Annotated in this window: 17 protein-coding genes and 1 tRNA gene; 6 read left to right on the top strand and 12 right to left on the bottom strand. The window is 58.3% G+C overall.

Annotated features, from left to right (window positions below):
• Positions 1-49: 49 nt before the first annotated feature.
• The 5 genes from CRI94_RS01335 to CRI94_RS01310 all read right to left on the bottom strand — a co-directional run bounded on the left by CRI94_RS01335 (position 50) and on the right by CRI94_RS01310 (position 5,042).
• Positions 50-529: a YbhB/YbcL family Raf kinase inhibitor-like protein gene (locus tag CRI94_RS01335; RefSeq protein WP_098073860.1), complete on the bottom strand. Its 480-nt coding sequence runs from the start codon at positions 527-529 to the stop codon at positions 50-52.
• A gap of 99 nt (positions 530-628) precedes the next feature.
• Entirely contained in the window at positions 629-1,186 is a 558-nt protein-coding gene (locus CRI94_RS01330; RefSeq protein WP_098073859.1) for a DUF2179 domain-containing protein, read from the bottom strand.
• A 302-nt stretch (positions 1,187-1,488) separates the two neighbouring features.
• A complete protein-coding gene (locus CRI94_RS01320) occupies positions 1,489-3,684 on the bottom strand; it encodes an amylo-alpha-1,6-glucosidase (RefSeq protein ID WP_098073857.1) in 2,196 nt (731 codons plus the stop codon).
• 9 nt (positions 3,685-3,693) lie between these two features.
• On the bottom strand, positions 3,694-4,737 hold the full coding sequence (locus CRI94_RS01315; protein WP_098073856.1) for a glycosyltransferase family 4 protein: 1,044 nt from the start codon (positions 4,735-4,737) through the stop codon (positions 3,694-3,696).
• Between the two features lie 113 nt (positions 4,738-4,850).
• Complete coding sequence (locus CRI94_RS01310) at positions 4,851-5,042, bottom strand: hypothetical protein (RefSeq protein WP_098073855.1); 192 nt, start codon at positions 5,040-5,042, stop codon at positions 4,851-4,853.
• A 413-nt stretch (positions 5,043-5,455) separates the two neighbouring features.
• On the opposite strand from CRI94_RS01310, the gene CRI94_RS01305 reads away from it, so the two are divergent.
• Positions 5,456-6,859 (top strand): class II fumarate hydratase, encoded by a 1,404-nt coding sequence (locus CRI94_RS01305; RefSeq protein ID WP_098073854.1) that lies wholly within the window; start codon positions 5,456-5,458, stop codon positions 6,857-6,859.
• 410 nt (positions 6,860-7,269) lie between these two features.
• On the top strand, positions 7,270-8,781 hold the full coding sequence (locus tag CRI94_RS01300) for a Do family serine endopeptidase (RefSeq protein ID WP_098073853.1): 1,512 nt from the start codon (positions 7,270-7,272) through the stop codon (positions 8,779-8,781).
• Positions 8,782-8,919: 138 nt separating this feature from the next.
• On the opposite strand, the gene CRI94_RS01295 is transcribed toward CRI94_RS01300, so the two are convergent.
• Complete coding sequence (locus CRI94_RS01295) at positions 8,920-9,192, bottom strand: hypothetical protein (RefSeq protein WP_098073852.1); 273 nt, start codon at positions 9,190-9,192, stop codon at positions 8,920-8,922.
• A 278-nt stretch (positions 9,193-9,470) separates the two neighbouring features.
• Here CRI94_RS01295 and CRI94_RS01285 point away from each other — a divergent pair, with 278 nt between their 5' ends.
• Positions 9,471-9,737, top strand: a complete 267-nt coding sequence (locus tag CRI94_RS01285) for a hypothetical protein (RefSeq protein WP_143815260.1) — start codon at positions 9,471-9,473, stop codon at positions 9,735-9,737.
• 73 nt (positions 9,738-9,810) lie between these two features.
• A complete protein-coding gene (locus CRI94_RS01280; RefSeq protein ID WP_098073849.1) occupies positions 9,811-9,990 on the top strand; it encodes a hypothetical protein in 180 nt (59 codons plus the stop codon).
• Positions 9,991-10,100: 110 nt separating this feature from the next.
• Here CRI94_RS01280 and CRI94_RS01275 read toward each other — a convergent pair whose 3' ends face one another.
• On the bottom strand, positions 10,101-11,453 hold the full coding sequence (locus CRI94_RS01275) for an NTP/NDP exchange transporter (protein WP_098073848.1): 1,353 nt from the start codon (positions 11,451-11,453) through the stop codon (positions 10,101-10,103).
• Between the two features lie 124 nt (positions 11,454-11,577).
• Positions 11,578-11,877 (bottom strand): isoamylase early set domain-containing protein, encoded by a 300-nt coding sequence (locus CRI94_RS01270; RefSeq protein WP_098073847.1) that lies wholly within the window; start codon positions 11,875-11,877, stop codon positions 11,578-11,580.
• Positions 11,878-12,325: 448 nt separating this feature from the next.
• On the opposite strand from CRI94_RS01270, the gene CRI94_RS01265 reads away from it, so the two are divergent.
• Positions 12,326-13,129: a hypothetical protein gene (locus CRI94_RS01265; protein ID WP_143815259.1), complete on the top strand. Its 804-nt coding sequence runs from the start codon at positions 12,326-12,328 to the stop codon at positions 13,127-13,129.
• A 41-nt stretch (positions 13,130-13,170) separates the two neighbouring features.
• On the top strand, positions 13,171-14,052 hold the full coding sequence (locus CRI94_RS01260) for a DMT family transporter (RefSeq protein WP_098073845.1): 882 nt from the start codon (positions 13,171-13,173) through the stop codon (positions 14,050-14,052).
• Between the two features lie 433 nt (positions 14,053-14,485).
• Here CRI94_RS01260 and CRI94_RS01255 read toward each other — a convergent pair whose 3' ends face one another.
• The 4 genes from CRI94_RS01255 to CRI94_RS01240 all read right to left on the bottom strand — a co-directional run bounded on the left by CRI94_RS01255 (position 14,486) and on the right by CRI94_RS01240 (position 17,994).
• A complete protein-coding gene (locus CRI94_RS01255; protein ID WP_098073844.1) occupies positions 14,486-15,625 on the bottom strand; it encodes a lysylphosphatidylglycerol synthase domain-containing protein in 1,140 nt (379 codons plus the stop codon).
• Between the two features lie 347 nt (positions 15,626-15,972).
• Positions 15,973-16,233: a hypothetical protein gene (locus CRI94_RS01250; protein ID WP_098073843.1), complete on the bottom strand. Its 261-nt coding sequence runs from the start codon at positions 16,231-16,233 to the stop codon at positions 15,973-15,975.
• Positions 16,234-16,445: 212 nt separating this feature from the next.
• Positions 16,446-17,708, bottom strand: a complete 1,263-nt coding sequence (locus tag CRI94_RS01245) for an MFS transporter (RefSeq protein WP_098073842.1) — start codon at positions 17,706-17,708, stop codon at positions 16,446-16,448.
• Between the two features lie 200 nt (positions 17,709-17,908).
• Positions 17,909-17,994 (bottom strand) — tRNA-Leu (locus CRI94_RS01240).
• Positions 17,995-18,334: the final 340 nt, after the last annotated feature.

Raw genomic sequence — 18,334 nt, 5'->3', positions numbered from 1 at the left:
AGCGACGTCGATGCATGAAAAGAGATACGAGAATGCCGACGAATGCCCCTCAGCGCTCGTACGTGCCCGTGCGCTCTGCTTCCGCGAGGATGTGACCATCCATCGCCTGCATGACAGCATCATTCGATACCCCTTCGTCGAGTTCGAGCGTCGTATCAACCGCGAAGAGCCGGAAAATATAGCGATGCGGCCCGTCACCGGGCGGAGGACACGGTCCACCATACCCAACATTTCCGAAGTCATTTCGTCCCTCTCGGGGCGCCGGGTCGCTTTTCGGGAAGGCGGTTTTGACGTCAAGTCCTCGTGGCAAACGAGTCGTGTCCCCAGGCACATTGAAGAGGACCCAGTGCGTGAACGTTCGCCGAGGAGCGTCCGGGTCTTCCAGAATCAACGTCTGGCTCTTCGTGCCATCTGGCACGCCGTTCCATTCCAGCGCAGGTGACACGTTGCTCCCTTCGCACGTAAAGTCGCGATGCATAGAGTCACCATCCGCGAATGGTGTCGTCGTAAACTTGAACGGTGCAGGCATTGGATTGGGTCGAATGGGTTCAACAGAAGCAATGGTGCTCGATCCGCATCGTTAGCAGCGTCGAGCAGCGCCTTCATCCTGGTCCTTCTGACCTTTGAATCACTTTCTCATATGCAGACGGTCGACCTCCGATCGGTGATGTAGCAACATGTACCGTGCCGTGCGCACCTCCTCAATCGTCATAAACGACCGAGGTGCGGTGCGTTCAATTTTTTCGGCCACGTGACGGGCATTGCGTCGCGCTACCACGACATTGATGATGTCAACCGGACCATCTCGACCTCGACCATCGATCTCGGTCACCGCATAGCCGGCCGTGCGAAGGTCATCGGCCACTTGTGTACCATCCCCGTCTGGCAGAATCGAGCGAACCATCACCTGTCCTAGCGCGAGAGCTCGCTCGAGGGACACGCCCAGGAACGTGCCCACCGCGAACCCGCCGGCATACCCGACCAGGTGATACGGAGAGGTAAGGTGTTGCATGGCGTTACCGACCGCCAGAATCCAGATCGTCACTTCCACGAAGCCGATGCCAGCTGCGATCGTCCGCCAACCACGGACGGTCAGCATCAGGCGGAGCGTACCCATCGAGACATCAACAACCCGCATCATGAAGATCAAAAAAGGCCCGTACGGAAACGCGAACCAGGCATCCATGTCAACGAGTCATATCCGGTTTTCAACGCGATCGGTCGCTCAAACCCGAACCATCATCGGGGGCATCCGGCACGCAGCCCGCGTCACCAGCGGCGCCTATCCGGTGGGCACGTCAACCGTCTCTGATGACGTGCTGCAGAACTCCGGTTCCTCGTTCGAGCTGTCTTCACCATTCTGCCACGCCCAACCACTCTCCGGCCCAAGAACAACATGGTTATCATCATCCACACAGTCGCCACACAATGCCGCGTATCCCGCCGAGACGATCTGCGTCGACGAGCCGACGTCGTCTGAACATGTCCTCACTTCAGAACGACGACCTTCGTGGTCCCCTCTCGCCGCGTAATGCGGACACCCACATCGCGCTCGTACCGTGTGACGAGCAAATCCAGTTGTCCATTTCGGACGTTCAGATCGTTGATCTGAATCTGGTCGATATACGCAGGTAGGTAGGGATCGTGAAACCGAACCTCATCCCTGACTCCGTTTACTTCCAACCCCAGGCAGGCCTGCAGACATAGCAACGGTGTCGCGGCTGCCCACGCCTGCGGTAAACACGCTTGCGGGTATAGCGTCGGCCCCTCGTCCGGACGGCGCGTGAACCCACAGAAGAGCTCTGGCAGCCGGTGCAGGTCGAAATACTGAGATGCATCGAACAGGCCCGTCATTATTTGTGCCGCGCCTTTGCGATGCCCGTACCGACCAAGTCCGGCCGCCGCGATGGCGTTGTCGTGCGGCCATATGGATCCATTGTGATACGACATCGGGTTGTAGCGTGCCTCCGTGGAGGCGACGGTGCGGAGCCCCCACCCTGTGTAGCCCGGCTCGCTCAACAGCGTCTCTGCGACCCGATGGGCATGGCGCTTCTCTGATATTCCCGAAAACAGGCAATGGGCGGCGTTCGACGTGCGTACTTTGCATGGACGGTTGTCGCCATCGAGCGCCAAGGCATAGGTCGACAGGTCTTCGCACCAGAATGCATCCTCAAACGCATCGGCAAGGCGCGCCGCTTCGTCCTTCAGAATCCGAACCTGATCGGTGTGCCCCAGCGCAGATGCGAGCCGTGAGGCCGCCATTTTTGCTGCATACACGTATCCCTGAACCTCGCAGAGTGCAATCGGTCCGACCGCCGCACGACCATCCTCGTGAAAGACGGAGTCATTCGAATCCTTCCATCCTTGCTGAACCAACCCCTCCTCGGAGCGGCGTTCATATTCGACAAACCCGTCGCCGTCGATATCCCCGTATTCGTCGATCCAGTGCAGTGCAAGCTCGATGTGCGGCCAGAGTCGCTTTACGAAGGAGCGATCGCCCGTGCGCTGATAGTATGCCCCAGCAAGCATAACAAATAACGGCGTCACGTCCACGGAGCCATAATACCGTTCAAACGGAACCTCACCGAGTGAAGCCATCTCCCCGGCACGGGTCTCGTGCAGTATTTTTCCGGGCTCCGCGTCTCGCGCGTCATCCAATTCCTTCGCCTGCATCGCCGCAAGGTAGCTCAACACGCCACGCGCCACGTCTGGACTAAACCACAGGCACTGATACGCCGTCAGGATACCATCTCGACCGAAGGGCGTACTGAACCACGGGACGCCGGCATAGGGATATGTCCCGTGAGGCGTCTCTGTCTGGAGCATGTGCAGATCCGCGAGCGACCGATTCACCCACACGTCGAACTGCTCATTTGACGTAACGACCTTCGGCTCGGCCTGACGCGTCGCTCGAAGGGCTGATGTCGCCCGGGTTGCAGCCGTGTCATACCCTAGAACTGCTACCGGTCCGCCGTTGCCCGATGATGTGTCGGGATCTTTCACTTCGCACGTGACCGTCCACCCGAACTCGATCGCCGACTGCGGGTCGAGATCGGATTCGTAAAGCGCCACTGTATCCGTCAACGAGGTAGGTGTTGGCGAAAAGTGGACATACGTAAATCGGCGCCGGTTGTCCATCCCCTCGTATGCAAAGCCAATCGCGCTCTGTTTAACCGACGGTTCTAGGAGCCGTCCGCGTTGTTTTCGAGCGAGACCTCGAACCTCAAAAATGTCGGCAAAGTCTGCGCTAAACGCCAACTGTATCGGAATGTGGACGGTCGAATCCCCGTAATTGTGGATCCGAACCCGGCTGTAGCAGGTTGTCCCCCACAGCACCTGCGAACGATAGACATGTATCGTTCCATGGGGAATGATGACATCGCCTCCACGAATGATGTCGGGATTCATCAGGTCGACGGTCAACAGCGCATTATCCTTTCGAATCGCGGACTTCAGCAAGAGCAGCGACTCATCGTCAACCAATCGCATCGTCATCCACGAGAGGAAGCGCGTGTCCCGGTGAAAAAGGCCGAATTCACTACGATCATGCCCCTCGATATCGCCGAGGTGGTTGAACACGGCGAACGTATCGCCATGCTTGAGCACACGCGTCCGTTCGTCCGATCGCGCTTCGGTTGTTCGAATGTAATGCTGTCCTGGGACGGTGGGCGGTACGTCGACCATGGGAGGACATCAGGAAAGAGTCTGTGCCGGTGACGGGATCAGTTGCTCGTAAACACGCAGATAATCGCGAGCCATGCGATCGACCTGGAATCGCTCTTCGAAGTACTGCCGACATACATGGCGATCAATCTCGTCGATGCGCTGCACGGCTTCGACCGCCTCGTCCAGGTCGGACACGACGAAGCCAACCCGTTCATCGGCTAGCACCTCGGGCACGGAGCCCCGTCGATACGCAATCACGGGCGTGCCACAGGCGAGCGCCTCAATCATGACCAGTCCGAAGGGCTCCGGCCAATCGATCGGGAAGAGAAGGGCCGCTGCATGTCCGAGCAAATCGCCTTTCTCGATGTCATCGATCTCGCCGACGAAGTCGACATTCGCATTGTCCAGTAGAGGCTCGATCTCGTTCGCGAAATAAGCTTCGTCGGCTGGATCTACCTTCGCGGCGATTTTCAGCGGCGCATGTGCGCGTGACGCAATCTCTATCGCCGTATCGACTCGCTTCTCCGGTGAGATCCGACCGAGGAATGCAAGGTAGCCTTCCGACTGCTCTCGGTACGTGAAAAGGTCTGGCGGGAGACCATGATACACCGTCGCCTGCCAGTTTGCGGTCGAAATCGGGCTTCTCTGCGCGTCGGAGATCGATACCACAGGCATGTCGGAGAACTCCCGGTAAAGTGGCCCTAGTTCGGGCAAATCCAACCGGCCGTGCAGCGTGGTCAGGTGCGGTGTCGTCTCGCGCCGTGAGACGGGGTAATGCAGGTAATCGACATGGAAATGAATGATATCGAACGCGTCAGCGCGACGGTAAACCTCCTCCAGCATGAGCACATGGGGAGCCAGGTGATCCACGGCCTTATCGTCAAGCCGAAGCGAGTGCGGGCACATCGACACGAGGTCCGCCTCCGTCTCGGAATCTCCGCTCGCAAAGAGAGTGACCCTGTGTCCCTGTCGGATCAGTTCTTCGGTAAGGTAAGCGATGACTCTCTCTGTTCCACCGTATTGCTTTGGAGGAACGCTCTCGTACAGAGGAGATACCTGGGCGATGTGCATGATCGATACGTAGCAGGTAATGTGTGATTCAAAACCGCCTCTCTCCTGGCCGGACCGTCCGTTCCGCGCGAAATCACGCTACAGACGCACAAGCAGCTGCGAAATCATCTCTGCTACTGCTCGATTTCTTCTGCCTCATTGAGCGCATCGAACCAGCCCTGATCCCACTCCTCGAATTCAGCGGGATCCGATTCTGCATCATGCGGATTTTCGGAGCGATCGAGCTCGTTGTGATACGCGGCCCAGCCTTCCTCATAGGCGGGCGACTGTTCTTCGTACTCGTCACCTACATCCAGTGGGCTCATTGGAATCGAAAGGGCTATTTATGGATATGAGAACCGGTTTCGCGAATCGCATTGGGCGATATGTGGGCGTCATGCATCCAGGAATCGACCCACATTACATCGACTTTGGGTCGGACGCGTAGTGTAATTGCGAACGAGCGATGTGAGGCAACGCCGCATGTCGCACAGGGAATCTGGCGCATGAATGCCGTTCGGCGACGGCTTCGCGAACGGACCAACCGAAAGAAATCTGAAGAAGCGGACGATTCTTCTCGCGACCGACTGAGATGCACTCGATTCCGTTGACCTTGCCCGGTCCGTTGGCGAGGTTACCGGTCGGATGGCCCTGCAAATGTATGCTCGCGTTTTGGGGCGCCGTCCGAATACTGCAGGCACCACGACCGCTCGACTATTCACCAGGACCGTAATTACTCATGGCTGAAGACTTTCGCATCGAAAACGACTCCCTCGGCGAGGTCCGGGTCCCGGCTTCAGCGCTGTACGGTGCACAGACGCAGCGCGCGAAGGAGAACTTTCCCGTCAGTGATCTCCGATTCTCCCGACGCTTCATTGAGGCGATCGGACGGGTGAAGCAGGCAGCCGCGAAAGCCAACGAGTCGCTCGGGGGGCTCGACACCGACAAAGCGAAGGTGATCGTCGAAGCGGCTCAGGAAGTGATCGATGGCAAACACGACGACCAGTTTGTGCTCGACATCTTCCAGACGGGAAGCGGTACGTCCACGAACATGAACGCCAACGAGGTGATCGGGAACCGGGCGTCTGAGCTTATCGGTGCGGATCGCGGCAGCAAGGCCGTGCACCCGAACGACCACGTGAACATGTCGCAGTCGTCGAACGACACGATCCCGACGTCCATGCACGTCGCCGCGCGGGTGGCTATTGAAAACGAACTGCTGCCGGCACTGAAAGACCTGCACGGCGCGCTGGAGGAGAAAGCCAAGGCGTTCGATGACGTCCTGAAGAGCGGCCGCACCCACCTGATGGATGCGACGCCCGTACGGCTCGGACAGGAGTTCGCTGGGTATGCTGCGCAAATCGAGCAGGCCATCGAACGGATCGAGCGCGCGTCCGAGGAGCTGGCCGAACTCGCACTTGGAGGCACCGCGACCGGGACGGGCCTGAACTGTCCGCCTGATTTTCCCAAGAAGGCGATTGCGGCGATCTCCGAGAGCACGGGCCTGGACTTTCACGAGGCGCCGAACCACTTCGCTGCACAGGCGGCCAAGGATGCATTCGTCAACGCACACGCCAGCCTCAACACGCTGGCCACCGCCCTGCTCAAGATCGCGAACGACCTGCGCCACCTTAGCTCCGGCCCGACAAGCGGCCTGTCGGAAATCACGCTCCCGACCATTCAGCCGGGATCGTCGATCATGCCGGGTAAGGTCAACCCGGTCCAGAGCGAGCAGGTTATGATGGTCGCGGCCCGCGTTATGGGCAACCACACGACGCTGACGGTCTCGAACACGCATGGCAACTTCGAACTGAACGTGATGATGCCGGTCATGGCCCACGCCATGCTCGAAAGCATCTCGATTCTCTCCGGCAGTATCGAAGCCTTCCGTACCAAGTGCGTGGAGGGCATCGAAGCAAATCGGGAACGCTGCAAGGAGCTACTCGAACTGAATCCGTCCATCGCGACGGCGCTGAATACGGCGATCGGATACGACAAGGCGAGCGAAGTGGCCAAAACGGCCGCCAAAGAACGGAAGAGCGTTCGCGAGGTCGTGCTCGATATGGGGCTACTCAGCGAGGACGAGTTGGACGAGTACCTCGACGTGCGGAGCATGACCGAGCCGGGCATTCCCGGCGAATGATCCGCGTGGCCGCATCAAATCAGTTGTACCCGGCACCCGCCTCCCATCTCGGAGGTGGGTGCTTTTCTATTCTCCTTACGGGCCGGAATCATCACAGTCGAGTGGTGGTCTGTCCTAACGCTCCACCGTCCTGTTCAAGGGATCCCTCATCTGAACGATGGGAGATTCGCCGTCACGTTTTCATCACGTACGCGACCATGTTGCACGTGGGATGAAATCTTAAACCCCTATGCGAAACGCAGGGGGGCGTGCGTTATACAAATCGTCGAGCGAGTATATGGTAACACTCTTCCGTATCTACTCGGCACCGCACGCTATGACCGCGCCCCGAATGTTTTTCGATTTTATCAGGAGGTGCTGCGGTTTTTCTCGTACACGCGTCCTTTCTCCAACGACGATCATTCCATTCAATGGATGCTAAAAAGATTATTACGGCTGCCGCGATCGTTGCGGCATTTGTGGCTGGCGTCCTGTTCGTCTCAGCCGGCGCAAACCTTTTCGGATCTGACAACTCGGGCTTGCCCACGACATGGGCGGACGGCACGACGGCGCTCGACGAGTCGGACGTGAGCGCGCAGGCGATGGCCTTCCAGGAAACCTTTGTCAAAGTATCGGAATCGGTAAACCCGGCGGTCGTGCAGATTCAAGCGCGCCGCACGCAGGAGCGCCAACGGCGATCTCCGTTCGAAGGCACCCCATTCGAGGATTTTTTCAGACAGCCTGGCCCTCAGCAATTTGAGTCGCAGGCGCTCGGCTCCGGTGTGATTGCTCGCTCGGACGGCTACATCATCACAAATAATCACGTCGTCGAGGATGCCACAGAGCTTTCGGTCATTATGTTTGACGGTGAATCCATGGATGCCGAAATTATCGGCACGGATCCCCGAAGCGATCTTGCCGTGATCAAGGTCGACGGGGAGGACCTTCCGTCCATTAGCTTCGGCGACTCCGAGGCCGTCAAGACCGGACAGTGGGTGCTCGCCTTCGGGTCTCCGCTCTCGGATCAATTGTCAAACTCCGTGACAGCAGGAATCGTGAGTGCCGTTGGTCGCCTCCGTGCTATGGGTGCGAGCTCCGTTTCAAACTTTATCCAGACGGATGCGGCGATTAACCCGGGTAACTCAGGCGGGCCGCTGGTTGATATGCAGGGCCGCCTCGTCGGTATCAACACGGCGATTGTGAGCCGGTCCGGAGGGTATCAGGGCATCGGATTCGCCATTCCGTCGAACACAGTTGAGCGCGTCACTCAGCAGCTGATCGAGGATGGAAGCGTGCGCCGGGCCTACCTCGGCGTTCGGTACCAGCCCGCGCCGGAGACGCTCGTTCAGAACGAGGATCTGCCGCGTGGCGCCGCCATTATCGCGTCGGTTGAAGACGGCTCCCCGGCCGCCGAAGCCGGCCTGCAGCAAGGCGATATTGTCGTTGCGATCGAAGGCCAAGAGCTGCAGGAATACCTCCAGCTTGGCAACTCGGTCATGCAGAAGGAGCCGGGTGAAGAGATTACGGTCACCGTGGATCGAAACGGAAGTCGTGAGGAGATTACGGTCGAACTCGGCACGATGGACCAGGAGAGCTCAGACGGTGAATCTGCTTCGGGGGACGAAACCCCGTCGAGTGATTCGATGATGGAAGAGCTCGGTCTCTCCTTCCAGAACGTTTCGCCGGAAATCGCCCGTCAACTCGGCCTCGAGAACGCGGAAGGAATTGTGATCACGGACGTGGATACACGGAGTCGCATGATCCGGGAGTCCGGCTTGCGTCCGCGGCACATCATCGTTCGCGTCAACGGTGAGCCGACGCCGGATGTCGAGACCTTTCAATCGGTGTATGCTGGGATCGAAGCGGGGACGGCATTCCGCGTCGTCGCACGCACCCCCGAGGGCATGGCGTTCGTGACGAGCCTTCGGAAACCGGAGAACTAGGAAGCACATCCGTCCTCCCCTAACCGAGGAGGGATCATCAGAAAAGCGCCTCTCCGATCGTTCGGGGAGGCGCTTTCGTATGAACCAGGTAAATACGTGCCAAAGGATGCTTGCCAAAGGATGAGGCGGGTCTAGGCCTCACGACGACGACTTTTCAGGTCGGTGCGGTGGAGCAAGGCGCGAGACGAGTTCATCCGGAAAGCCGACGCGGGGAATCTGTCGGAGCGTCGGCGGTGGACCGTCAAATTTGATTCGCACGCCCGGCGTCTCATTTCTAACGACATTCAGTGCGCGTGCATATGCTTCAGCAACATCAGGCCGTTGATCGCTCATGGCCTGGTCGTATAAAATCATCAACTGGGCAGCAATACTACTGAGCATTTCGCGCGTTGGCTCGTTTGAGGCGGCCATGATGATCTTTTCAGAGCGGAAAGAAGGGGGAAAAACAGATCTCGACAATAGCGCACAATTAGCAATATTCGCGGCTGCGCTGGCCGCACCAAGGTTGGACCCGGTTCACGTCCACAGGTATATCGGACCTAAGTACAGTAACATGCCTGTCACGCACGGAAAAAACCAGTTCAACGCTACGTGCTCGTTACTTTTGGTGAATCACGCGCGGCTTGTACAGGTGAAGGATATCGCAACATGGGTCCTATCCTCTTCGATGTCAAGAAGCTGTTTTTATTATGACTGCCAATTCGGCGTCACGACTGCAGATGCATAATGTCAAAAACCTGGATGCCTCGCCCACGCCCGACGGCATCGACCAACTTCGCACGGAAGCCCAAGAGCATGCTGAAGCCGTCGCTGCAGCCCTCCCGTGGGGATCAGACACGTACCTGGTTGTTTCTCCACGCGGGACGTGTGTCCTGCTCGACGACTTCGTGACGCGTGATTCCTGGGAGCCCAACAAAAGTTCAGAAACTGTAGCAACTGAACTGCAAGCGACTTAACGACCGAAGCATCCGCTCGCCGTTGACCCGCGCTTAGCCCCCGCCGTACCGCTCGATCGAATGCCCCGCGCCCATGCCCATATTTGACGCAGATCGCCCGCACGCACCCAATGCGGAATCGCTCCGCCAGAAGATGTTAGCTGTCTGGAAACGAGCGCAGCGCGAATACAAACACGCAGGTCAGCCCTTTGGCTCCTCGACGCGCGCCATCGAAGTATGGATGGAGTACGGCCGAATCACAAACACGAATTAAGCGTCTTCTGCACACGTTCAGCCGTTTACGCCCCGCGCCATCTTCTTCCCCAGTTTGCTGTAGCAGTTCCCCGCGTCAACACATATATAGCGTTGTGCTGGACCGACCGGTCAGGCTTCTATCGGAGCCGCCGAGTCGGTCTCGTCTTTTTTGTTCTCGAACTCATGACCCAGATAGCGAATCACGTAGGTCCAGGCGCCAATGAGAAGGAGCACCGGGACGGACAGCCAGCGAATCCCTCCGGCGACCAGAATATCGAGTCCGAGATTAAGAGCGACCGCAAAAACTTTGGCCGCACGCTGGAGAAACATATCGATAAACGCCTTCGCCTTATACTTCACATCTTTGCTCGTCGGCGTGTAAAGCGCTTCTCTTGCAGACTGATTAATCGAATAATTGAGCCCGTTGTCACTCGCCGAGAGGAAGCCAACCAGCAGCAGTGATGGCGCGAACAGAAAGCCGAACGAGCCGGCAAACAGGGCAATGGGGAGAAACAGAAGGGCGACCCGTAAGCCGAACCGCTTCATTACGAATGACGTGAGGAAGAGCTGTACACCGATTGAAACGGCACTGGTCACTTGGCCCACGAAGCCAAAGAACTCGTCACGCGCGAGATTACTGTCTATGTTGTCCTCGACGTAAACCCCGAGCTGGAAGTCGACGATATTCGACACAATCTCGTACACGCCGAGCAGAGCGGCGATGCCGATCAGGTAGCGCGAACTGAGAACAAGTTTTGCCCCCTCTAGAGCTGCGTTTGGCGTTTTGGCCTCGTCGATGTCGTCATCGGGGCAGCAAGGGTCGTACCCCACCTGTTCCTTCTCCCGATGGTGAATATACCAGACCAATCCAGCGATCAATGCGAGCGGCACAAGGAGCGACCACAGGAAGGGCTCGCGTCCAACGTCCTGCACGTACCGACTGACCACGGTTGCTCCCACGAAGCCACCGATCACGCCTCCGAGCCCAACAACCCCGTACAATCGCTCAGCCTCTCCTCCCGAGTTCAGATCGTTGGCGAACGCCCAGAACGTCGCAACCATCACCGTCGTCCAGATGTCACCCAGAACGTAAAAGGACCAAACCCCCGGCGCGCCAAGGAGGTCGATGTCTCCGATGAATGATGCGAAAAAGGCAAAGAGCGCACCGAACACAGCGCAAAAGCCGATGATGACCCAGTGCCGTGCCACGCGACGCACGAGCCAGGTGAACGCGACAACGACGCCGAACGCGACGAACATATTCAGCACTTTGCCCAACTGCTCCGCCTGGGCTCCGTCGAATGCGTACCCGAGCAACTGGATGGGATCCTCGCCAAAATAGCCGATGATCAGCCCACGCTTCATCGGCTTCAGAACCCAGAACACGGCAATCACGAGAAAGAAGTACACCGACAGCCCGACCGCCTTCGGAATCTCGCTCGGACGGATGTCGAAGAACTCTTCTCGAAGGGTAGAAAACATGTGTAGCTATGATCGTCCGAGTCGGGCACGCGAACGACCGGGCAGCCTCGGGCTACCCGGTCGGTGCAAGTTGCGTCTCGTACGTACCCGGCAGGCACTTATTTGTTACTCAGAGATGTACTCTTCAGGTCACAATGATGCAGTTGTCGCTTCCATGCTCATTGTGCTCAAAGGCATCAGCGTTTGGCTCATTCTCCCAGCCATTTGACGGGCTGTAATATCGAAACGCATACCGCTGGCCTTCTTTCAGCATCACATTCGTACTATACGTTTGATTGCTTCGGCGAACGAATTTATTTCTTCCTTCCTCCCAGTTGTTAAAATCGCCAACCACATGCATATCGGCAGCATGTGGATGATTTTCGGGCAACACGAACGTGACCTTGACCTTGTTGCTACCGCGCTTATTGACTTTTTTGATCATCGCTATTGTAGAATTGGTTCTCCCTCGCGTGAAGTGCGCAGTCCCGGTGCGGGTGAGCTGTGCGCTAAGCCTTCTCCTTGAATTCGCAATTGCCCTCGCAACGTACGAAAGGCATTGGAGGGAGTTGAACTCGAAAAGCGCTTCCTTCGATAGATTTTCGACACTCCGGGCGAAAAAGTGCTTTTCTCGGTGCCTTCTTCGCTGCTCTCCGCCCGGAGAACGCAACGCTTCCTCGATGTTCTCACCTCTTCCAGGTTGAAGTTCAACGCTCCGCAATGCGAAACGGACGCGCCCTCACAACATAGGGGGCGAAATGAAGGATGATGTAGGGTGTTGGCGCACCGCCCTATCCGTGAATGCACACTGTACCGTTGGTGTCAGTCACGAAACTCTCGTGGCTCCCCACCTCGTATGAGCATCTGTCTCTTTGCTCACCCACGTTCTGCCCGTGCACCGACTCTCCTCTGTTTCCCCCCTTCGCTGGGCCGCGATCGGAATGCTCCTGGTTTCGGTGCTCCGCCTCGCCCCCCTTGCCGCACACGGGCAGCGGCTCCCTGACCACGCAGCACGCATCGAACTCATGCAGGCCTGCAATGGTGACGATGGGATGAGGGAGTTATTCTTTCTTCAGTGGCAGACCCGGCACCCTGCCATCTCCGTGATCGACCGCGGCGGACTCTCGCCCGTGCACCGTGACGTGTACGACCTCGTCGAGCAGGTTTATCGTCCGTACCGCGATCCGCACCAGACTTCCACATGGACGGGGCAGAAACCCTTTGCCGTCGTCCAGCCGCACCTGGTCATCGACATCGTACCAGACACCACCTTCGCTCGGTGGGAGCGTCGGGAATACGCCTTGGACCTGAATTGGGACCGCCCTCCCCTCGTGCGGACGGACACCATCGCCCCGTTTCGACCCCGTCCCGACCTTCCGTCCGAACAGTTGTTGTATGCAGACGAACCTTACCGGGAAGACGTGATCGACTTTTTCCTCCCGAACGGGGCCGCGATCACGGATGCCGAACTGAACCGAAGAATCGATTGTGTCGACGACTTTGTCGGACTGACCGACTGGGTTCGAACCTCCAGACGCATGCACTCGCCCCCCCATCTCTCCGTTCTGATTAATCAGCGACGCGATCGAGCCATCCTCGCCTTCGGATGGGGAATCAAAGGGGGCATCTGGGTGGCGTATCGTCGCTCGGGCCTGCGCTGGGAAATAATTAAGCCTCTCGGGCGCTGGGTGTACTGATCCTGCCTTCAGATTACTTCGTTTCCTCGATTCGACGCTGAATGACCACCGCTACGAAAGACCGTATTACATCTAGAGCCGTGATGGCTCTCGCTGCTGCCGCTGCGCTCTGGGGCGTATCGTTTTTGTTCGGCAAAATTGCTCTTCGTGCTCTTCCTGCGACACACGTGGTTTTAGGACGCTTCGTGATCGGTACGGCGATCCTCCTCCCTCTCTCGCGCAACCGCTTCCCGGATGTGACGATAGAAAAGAGCGACTGGTCCCGGTTCGCTCTCGCCGCTCTCCTGATGGTGCCGATCAGCTTTCTATTGCAGTTCGAGGGCCTTGATCGCACAAGCGCTGCTCGCGCCTCGCTGATTATCGGCGCTGCCCCACCCATTATGGCTGTGGCGTCTGTGATGGTTGGAACGGACCGGCTGGCTATGGGCGAATGGCTCGCGGTCGGTGCTTCCGTCCTCGGCGTCCTGCTGATGGTGGGTCGACCGGAGGCACCCGGCGATACGGTCGGCGACCTGATGGTTCTGGCGTCCATCATGACGCTGACCGTGTGGTCGATCGTGACGAAAGACTTGATGGATCGGTATCCGCCGTTGTTCACGACCGCGATGTGCATGGCGGGCGGGACGCTCCTCCTCTTACCGATCGCGCTCACCTGGCCCGGCCTGCCCTCGCTCGACCTCTCCTCGCTGACGTGGATTTCGCTCATTGTGCTCGGCGCCGGGTGCACTGCGCTCACCTACGCCCTGTGGAACTGGGGACTGCGGCACATTGGCGTCGCACGTTCGGGCGTATTTTTGAATATCGAGCCGGTCGTTGGGGCCGCTCTTGGCGTTCTTATCCTGAATGACGTGCTCGACGTGTGGACCGTCGTTGGCGGCGCGATGATTCTCGGCGCCACGTTTTGGATCTCACGACAGTCGTAGTGGGCCTTCGCCCAATCACGGGTCGTTACGAAGGATGATCTGGACGAGCAAAACCTATTCGGCAGACGGTTTCCAACCTCTGACACCGTTTCGACTCTACTATCTCGGTGTCTCCAACGGCTTCGACTCGGCGGAGCCGCCACTCTCTAGCAGATAAACGTTTCTCTTCTCGACGCGGAGCCGCTGCGAAGACACGGTTTGAGCGTTGCCGCCTGTATGATTCGGAAAACGTATGACGCAGTCGACCCTGACTGCGAGTCGATCTGTCAAACAGCTTATTAGCCGCAATCAGGCAGCCAGCCCACGTTTTTCGGGAGAACGCCACGGCTTCCCCGCAGCGTACGCGTCAAATCATGTCAAAGCCTCCTGCTTTCTTTGCAATAACGGATATAGAGATCGGTCGTGACCGCTCTCTGCTTCCCGTAATCCGCGTCTATGCCTCTTCCGTGAGATGATCCTTCACGCTAACGGTCTCAAAAACAAGGTACGAGATCGACGCAAGCGTTAGCGGAAGGATGTGGAAGATCGCGCGGAACGCGAGGACAGCCCCGACGATGACGGACGTGCTCAGGAAGGGGTCGAGCATCATGATCAGAATCCCATCAAACACACCGAGTCCGCCCGGGACATGGCTGATGACCCCGGCGATCAGTGCGATCTGGAAGACGCCCAGGAGATAAAGGTACGAGATTTCCGCTCCTGCGGGCAGCAAAACGTACAGTACACTCGCGGCGACGAACAAATCCGCGACGGCGAGCCCGACCTGGACGGGCACCATCCACTGGTCCGGCATGTCGAGCGACCATCCGCGGATGACGAGCGGACGCTCACGTAGACTTGTAAGGCCAACATACCCGGCCGTCGGGAGCAAACAGGCAAACCCGATGATAGCAGGCTGGACCGGGAGATCCAGCGCATTGAGGGAAACCGGCTGCCCCAGAAATAGAAAGGATCCAAGGGCGAAACAGCCCAGCCAGAAGGAGATCCCCGCGAAAAGAACGGTCTTCGCGATATCGCGGCCGGAGAGCCCCCAGGACGAATACAGCCGATACCGGACGCCCCCGCCCGTTATCAACGGATTGCCAATCGCCTGGCTGAAGGCGTACCCAATAAAGGCAGAGAAGGCAACGCGGCGGTATTCGAGATCCACGCCGACGTACCGCATTGCGAGCCAGTCGTACCCCGAAAGCACAAAGAAATTCAGTGCGGTGAGACCGAGGGCAATTCCGACATAGACGAGTGGCAAGTCCGCCAGATACGCACGCACTTCCCCGAGGGGCAGATCACGCAACTCATGCACCATCACCCATGCCACGGCGACGAAAATCACGAGGCCCGCGATGGGAGCCAGGTTGTCCATCGGAAGCTTTCGGCGGAGGAGGCGCACCCACTGCCATGGACGGGATCGCAGCGATCGCGTGCGCGAAGGCGAACGTCGAGATGAGGTTCGGTTGCCGGCGGGAATCGAAGCCGGTTCGTCCTCCGGCTCCAGATCCGTCTCTGTCGATCGCACAGATTCGCCAGAGGCGTCGAAATCAGCTTGTTGTGTTCCGCTCTCACGCGGGTCGGTCATCGACGGATCTCGTAATTCGCAATCGTTGATCGTTCTTCCCCAGCTCGTCAGCCCTACGTCGCGCCGGCGTTACATGTCACCGCAAAGCGTGCGCCAAATGCGCAGATTTTAAGCGTCTGTGCCGGCGGGTTCGGATTGAGGCATCGCAATCGGATGCGCCGTCAGTAACGGAGACACTTGCCTTTCGATCCAGACGTCATTCTCATTGTTCGCGGTTTGACAGTGCGTTTAAGGCACAATGCGAAACGCCTGTCTCTGCGCAGAGACAGGCGTTGACTTCATCAATTCACCGGACACCGGTTGCCGTGAGGTCATACGATCAACCCGTGGCGGCGCATCGGATCGCGCTATTCCACGAGAAGATCACGGAGGCGTTCGAACTCATCGCGCTCGAAGGAAAGGCTGTATTTCCCCGGGTCATCTTCGTCCCCCACAGCCGTAAGCGGCTCGATGTCGGACGACTTCACCGTCTCAATCAGCTCCTCCGGCTCCACCTTGAGCGCACCGGCAAAATCTTCTGCCGTAGCGGCGTAAATGCCACCGTATGATTTAATCTCACCTGTTGAGAAATCGTCGGCGTCCTGCGGCTTAAAGCTAACTCCTCGCATAACGTGGATATCGTTGCGGTAGAATGGTTTTATCCGAGGGAACCGCTGCGGCGCGTTTCTACTGATTTTGCCTGCAGCTGGTGTGGACCCGCGGCTATGTCTCACTTACCAAACGCACACGGATCTCAGGGTTTCCATAACGCGGCTAAAACCGGGATGACTCACGTCCTTCTCACAACGACGCTCTGTTTCCCAAGCGTAGCACCGTCTCGTCACGTAGCAGCACGAATGTGACGCTCTGTTACTTCCGAGCGGACGACAACCGAGCCGACGAGCGCCAGAACCGCACCAGCAAGAAACGGCACGTAGAACCCGTGTCCGACGACGGCACCCGCGAGAATCTGACCGCCTGCGATTCCGAGACCGAAGGAGACGGTGAGCACAGAGAGCTGTGCCCCTGACTGACCGCTGTCTGCGAGATCACCTGCCAGCGCGAGGGCGGGTGCGAAGACGCAAGCACCAGCGACGCCCTGGAGCATACGTGCTATGATCATCTGCCACGGCTCGAAAACGAATCCCTGCACGAGCGTCGTCGGAACGAGCGCGATCAGGCCGTACACCACGAACGCCTTCCGGCCGTACTCGTCCGTGAGCCGCCCCACAAACGGCTGAAAAACCGCAAGCGTCAGAATCAGGGCGACGAACTCAATTGCGAAGAGGATCGGCGACTGATTCAGACGCTCGTTCACCTGCGGCTCCAGCGTCGATAGGAGCGCGAGGCACGCCGCCATCACAAGGGTTGCGATGCCCAACGCGAAGATCGGATCGAGCGTTCGCGTCCCCGTACGGTCCAGAATGGCGATCTTGAATCGGCGATCGGATGGTTGGATGCCCGCGGGATCTCTCACAATGAACACGACCAGCACGGCGCTCACGAGAGCCGCTACCGCCGCAATGTAAAACGTCACCTCGAAACCGGTTACCTCCGCTCCAATGCCTGGAACGACAAACGGACCCGACTCGATGATCACGCTGGCGATGAGCGGACCCGCACCGAAGCCGACAAGCCGAAAGGAGTTGTATATGCCCATATTGCCGCCCCGGCTATCCATGCGGCTGACCTCGTTTACCAGTGCGATGCTGGCCGTGATGGTAAACGCGGCCGCTGTGCCCTGCACAATGCGGAGGGCGAAAAGCAGAACGTAATTATCTGCCCAGATGAATCCGAGGTTGGACACCGTGAAGACGAGCAGGCCACCAATCACGAACGCACGGCGCTTTCCGGCTAGATCAGAGAGTCGCCCGGCGAGTGGCTGCGTGATGGAGCTGGCGATCCCAAAAAGAGCCAGGACGAGTCCCGCAATCATCGGCTGTGACAGGCCGAACGTATATCCGTCGACAATGCCGCTGGCGACGTAGAGCGGCAGAACGATTACAAGGAACGAATTTCCAAGCGCGTCCGCCATCCGAGCGATCGCGAGCGCCAGCACGCGACGGTCGGTTTTGAAAAAGGACGCGATCTTGGCGGGAGACATAGGCAGTCGGGCTGACGGATCGTAACACGGCACACTCGAAACGTAGCGGTCCCCGTGCGGTGCCCGGCAGTTGCAGGATCCTCCCGTTCTGCCGCCCGCGACGGCCATTGTTGACACGGAGCCAACAATCACGGAGTCCGCCCCCCGAACATGGCAACGCCCCTCCCCACCGGAAAGGTGGATGAGGGGCGTCTTTCGTGTGGCCCGGGCGGGGCTCGAACCCGCACGGTACGTGAGTACCAGCGGATTTTAAGTCCGCTGCGTCTGCCAATTCCGCCACCGGGCCAGGGTGTAGATGTCTGTTTTGCTAATCACGGATCGGTAGTCCCTCTCCCATGATCGGCAACATACGTCGTAAATATAACGAGTTAGACAAGCTGTCGCTCCGCACGTTCGTCCCGTCGATTGGGTGGTCCGGCGCGCGAGAACGCATCGTCCTCAGAGCTTGCCGTTCTTTTCTAATCGAAGTACCTGCGACCAGAACTGTCGTAGTATCCGGTTTCTTATCACATAGATCAACGCCTACTCTGGAAAGCTTGCGTCAAGCTTCTACTGCCCAGCTTGCGCCTGAACAACATGCATATCCTTCCCGCACCCGTGGAGAAGGATATCCTGCTAGCTGACAG

It is taken from the genome of Longibacter salinarum (assembly GCF_002554795.1).
Classification (GTDB): domain Bacteria; phylum Bacteroidota; class Rhodothermia; order Rhodothermales; family Salinibacteraceae; genus Longibacter; species Longibacter salinarum.
The sequence above is the reverse complement of the archived record's forward strand: the minus strand, read 5'-3'. Positions and strand labels throughout refer to the sequence as shown.

Coding starts and splice junctions, on each gene's coding strand:
- CRI94_RS01255 (WP_098073844.1), bottom strand. CDS start 15,625: ATGACCGACCCGCGTGAGAGCGGAACACAACAAGCTGATTTCGACGCC.
- CRI94_RS01335 (WP_098073860.1), bottom strand. CDS start 529: ATGCCTGCACCGTTCAAGTTTACGACGACACCATTCGCGGATGGTGAC.
- CRI94_RS01310 (WP_098073855.1), bottom strand. CDS start 5,042: ATGAGCCCACTGGATGTAGGTGACGAGTACGAAGAACAGTCGCCCGCC.
- CRI94_RS01245 (WP_098073842.1), bottom strand. CDS start 17,708: ATGTCTCCCGCCAAGATCGCGTCCTTTTTCAAAACCGACCGTCGCGTG.
- CRI94_RS01330 (WP_098073859.1), bottom strand. CDS start 1,186: ATGGATGCCTGGTTCGCGTTTCCGTACGGGCCTTTTTTGATCTTCATG.
- CRI94_RS01280 (WP_098073849.1), top strand. CDS start 9,811: ATGCCCATATTTGACGCAGATCGCCCGCACGCACCCAATGCGGAATCG.
- CRI94_RS01315 (WP_098073856.1), bottom strand. CDS start 4,737: ATGCACATCGCCCAGGTATCTCCTCTGTACGAGAGCGTTCCTCCAAAG.
- CRI94_RS01295 (WP_098073852.1), bottom strand. CDS start 9,192: ATGGCCGCCTCAAACGAGCCAACGCGCGAAATGCTCAGTAGTATTGCT.
- CRI94_RS01260 (WP_098073845.1), top strand. CDS start 13,171: ATGACCACCGCTACGAAAGACCGTATTACATCTAGAGCCGTGATGGCT.
- CRI94_RS01320 (WP_098073857.1), bottom strand. CDS start 3,684: ATGGTCGACGTACCGCCCACCGTCCCAGGACAGCATTACATTCGAACA.
- CRI94_RS01300 (WP_098073853.1), top strand. CDS start 7,270: ATGGATGCTAAAAAGATTATTACGGCTGCCGCGATCGTTGCGGCATTT.
- CRI94_RS01270 (WP_098073847.1), bottom strand. CDS start 11,877: ATGATCAAAAAAGTCAATAAGCGCGGTAGCAACAAGGTCAAGGTCACG.
- CRI94_RS01275 (WP_098073848.1), bottom strand. CDS start 11,453: ATGTTTTCTACCCTTCGAGAAGAGTTCTTCGACATCCGTCCGAGCGAG.
- CRI94_RS01285 (WP_143815260.1), top strand. CDS start 9,471: ATGACTGCCAATTCGGCGTCACGACTGCAGATGCATAATGTCAAAAAC.
- CRI94_RS01250 (WP_098073843.1), bottom strand. CDS start 16,233: ATGCGAGGAGTTAGCTTTAAGCCGCAGGACGCCGACGATTTCTCAACA.
- CRI94_RS01305 (WP_098073854.1), top strand. CDS start 5,456: ATGGCTGAAGACTTTCGCATCGAAAACGACTCCCTCGGCGAGGTCCGG.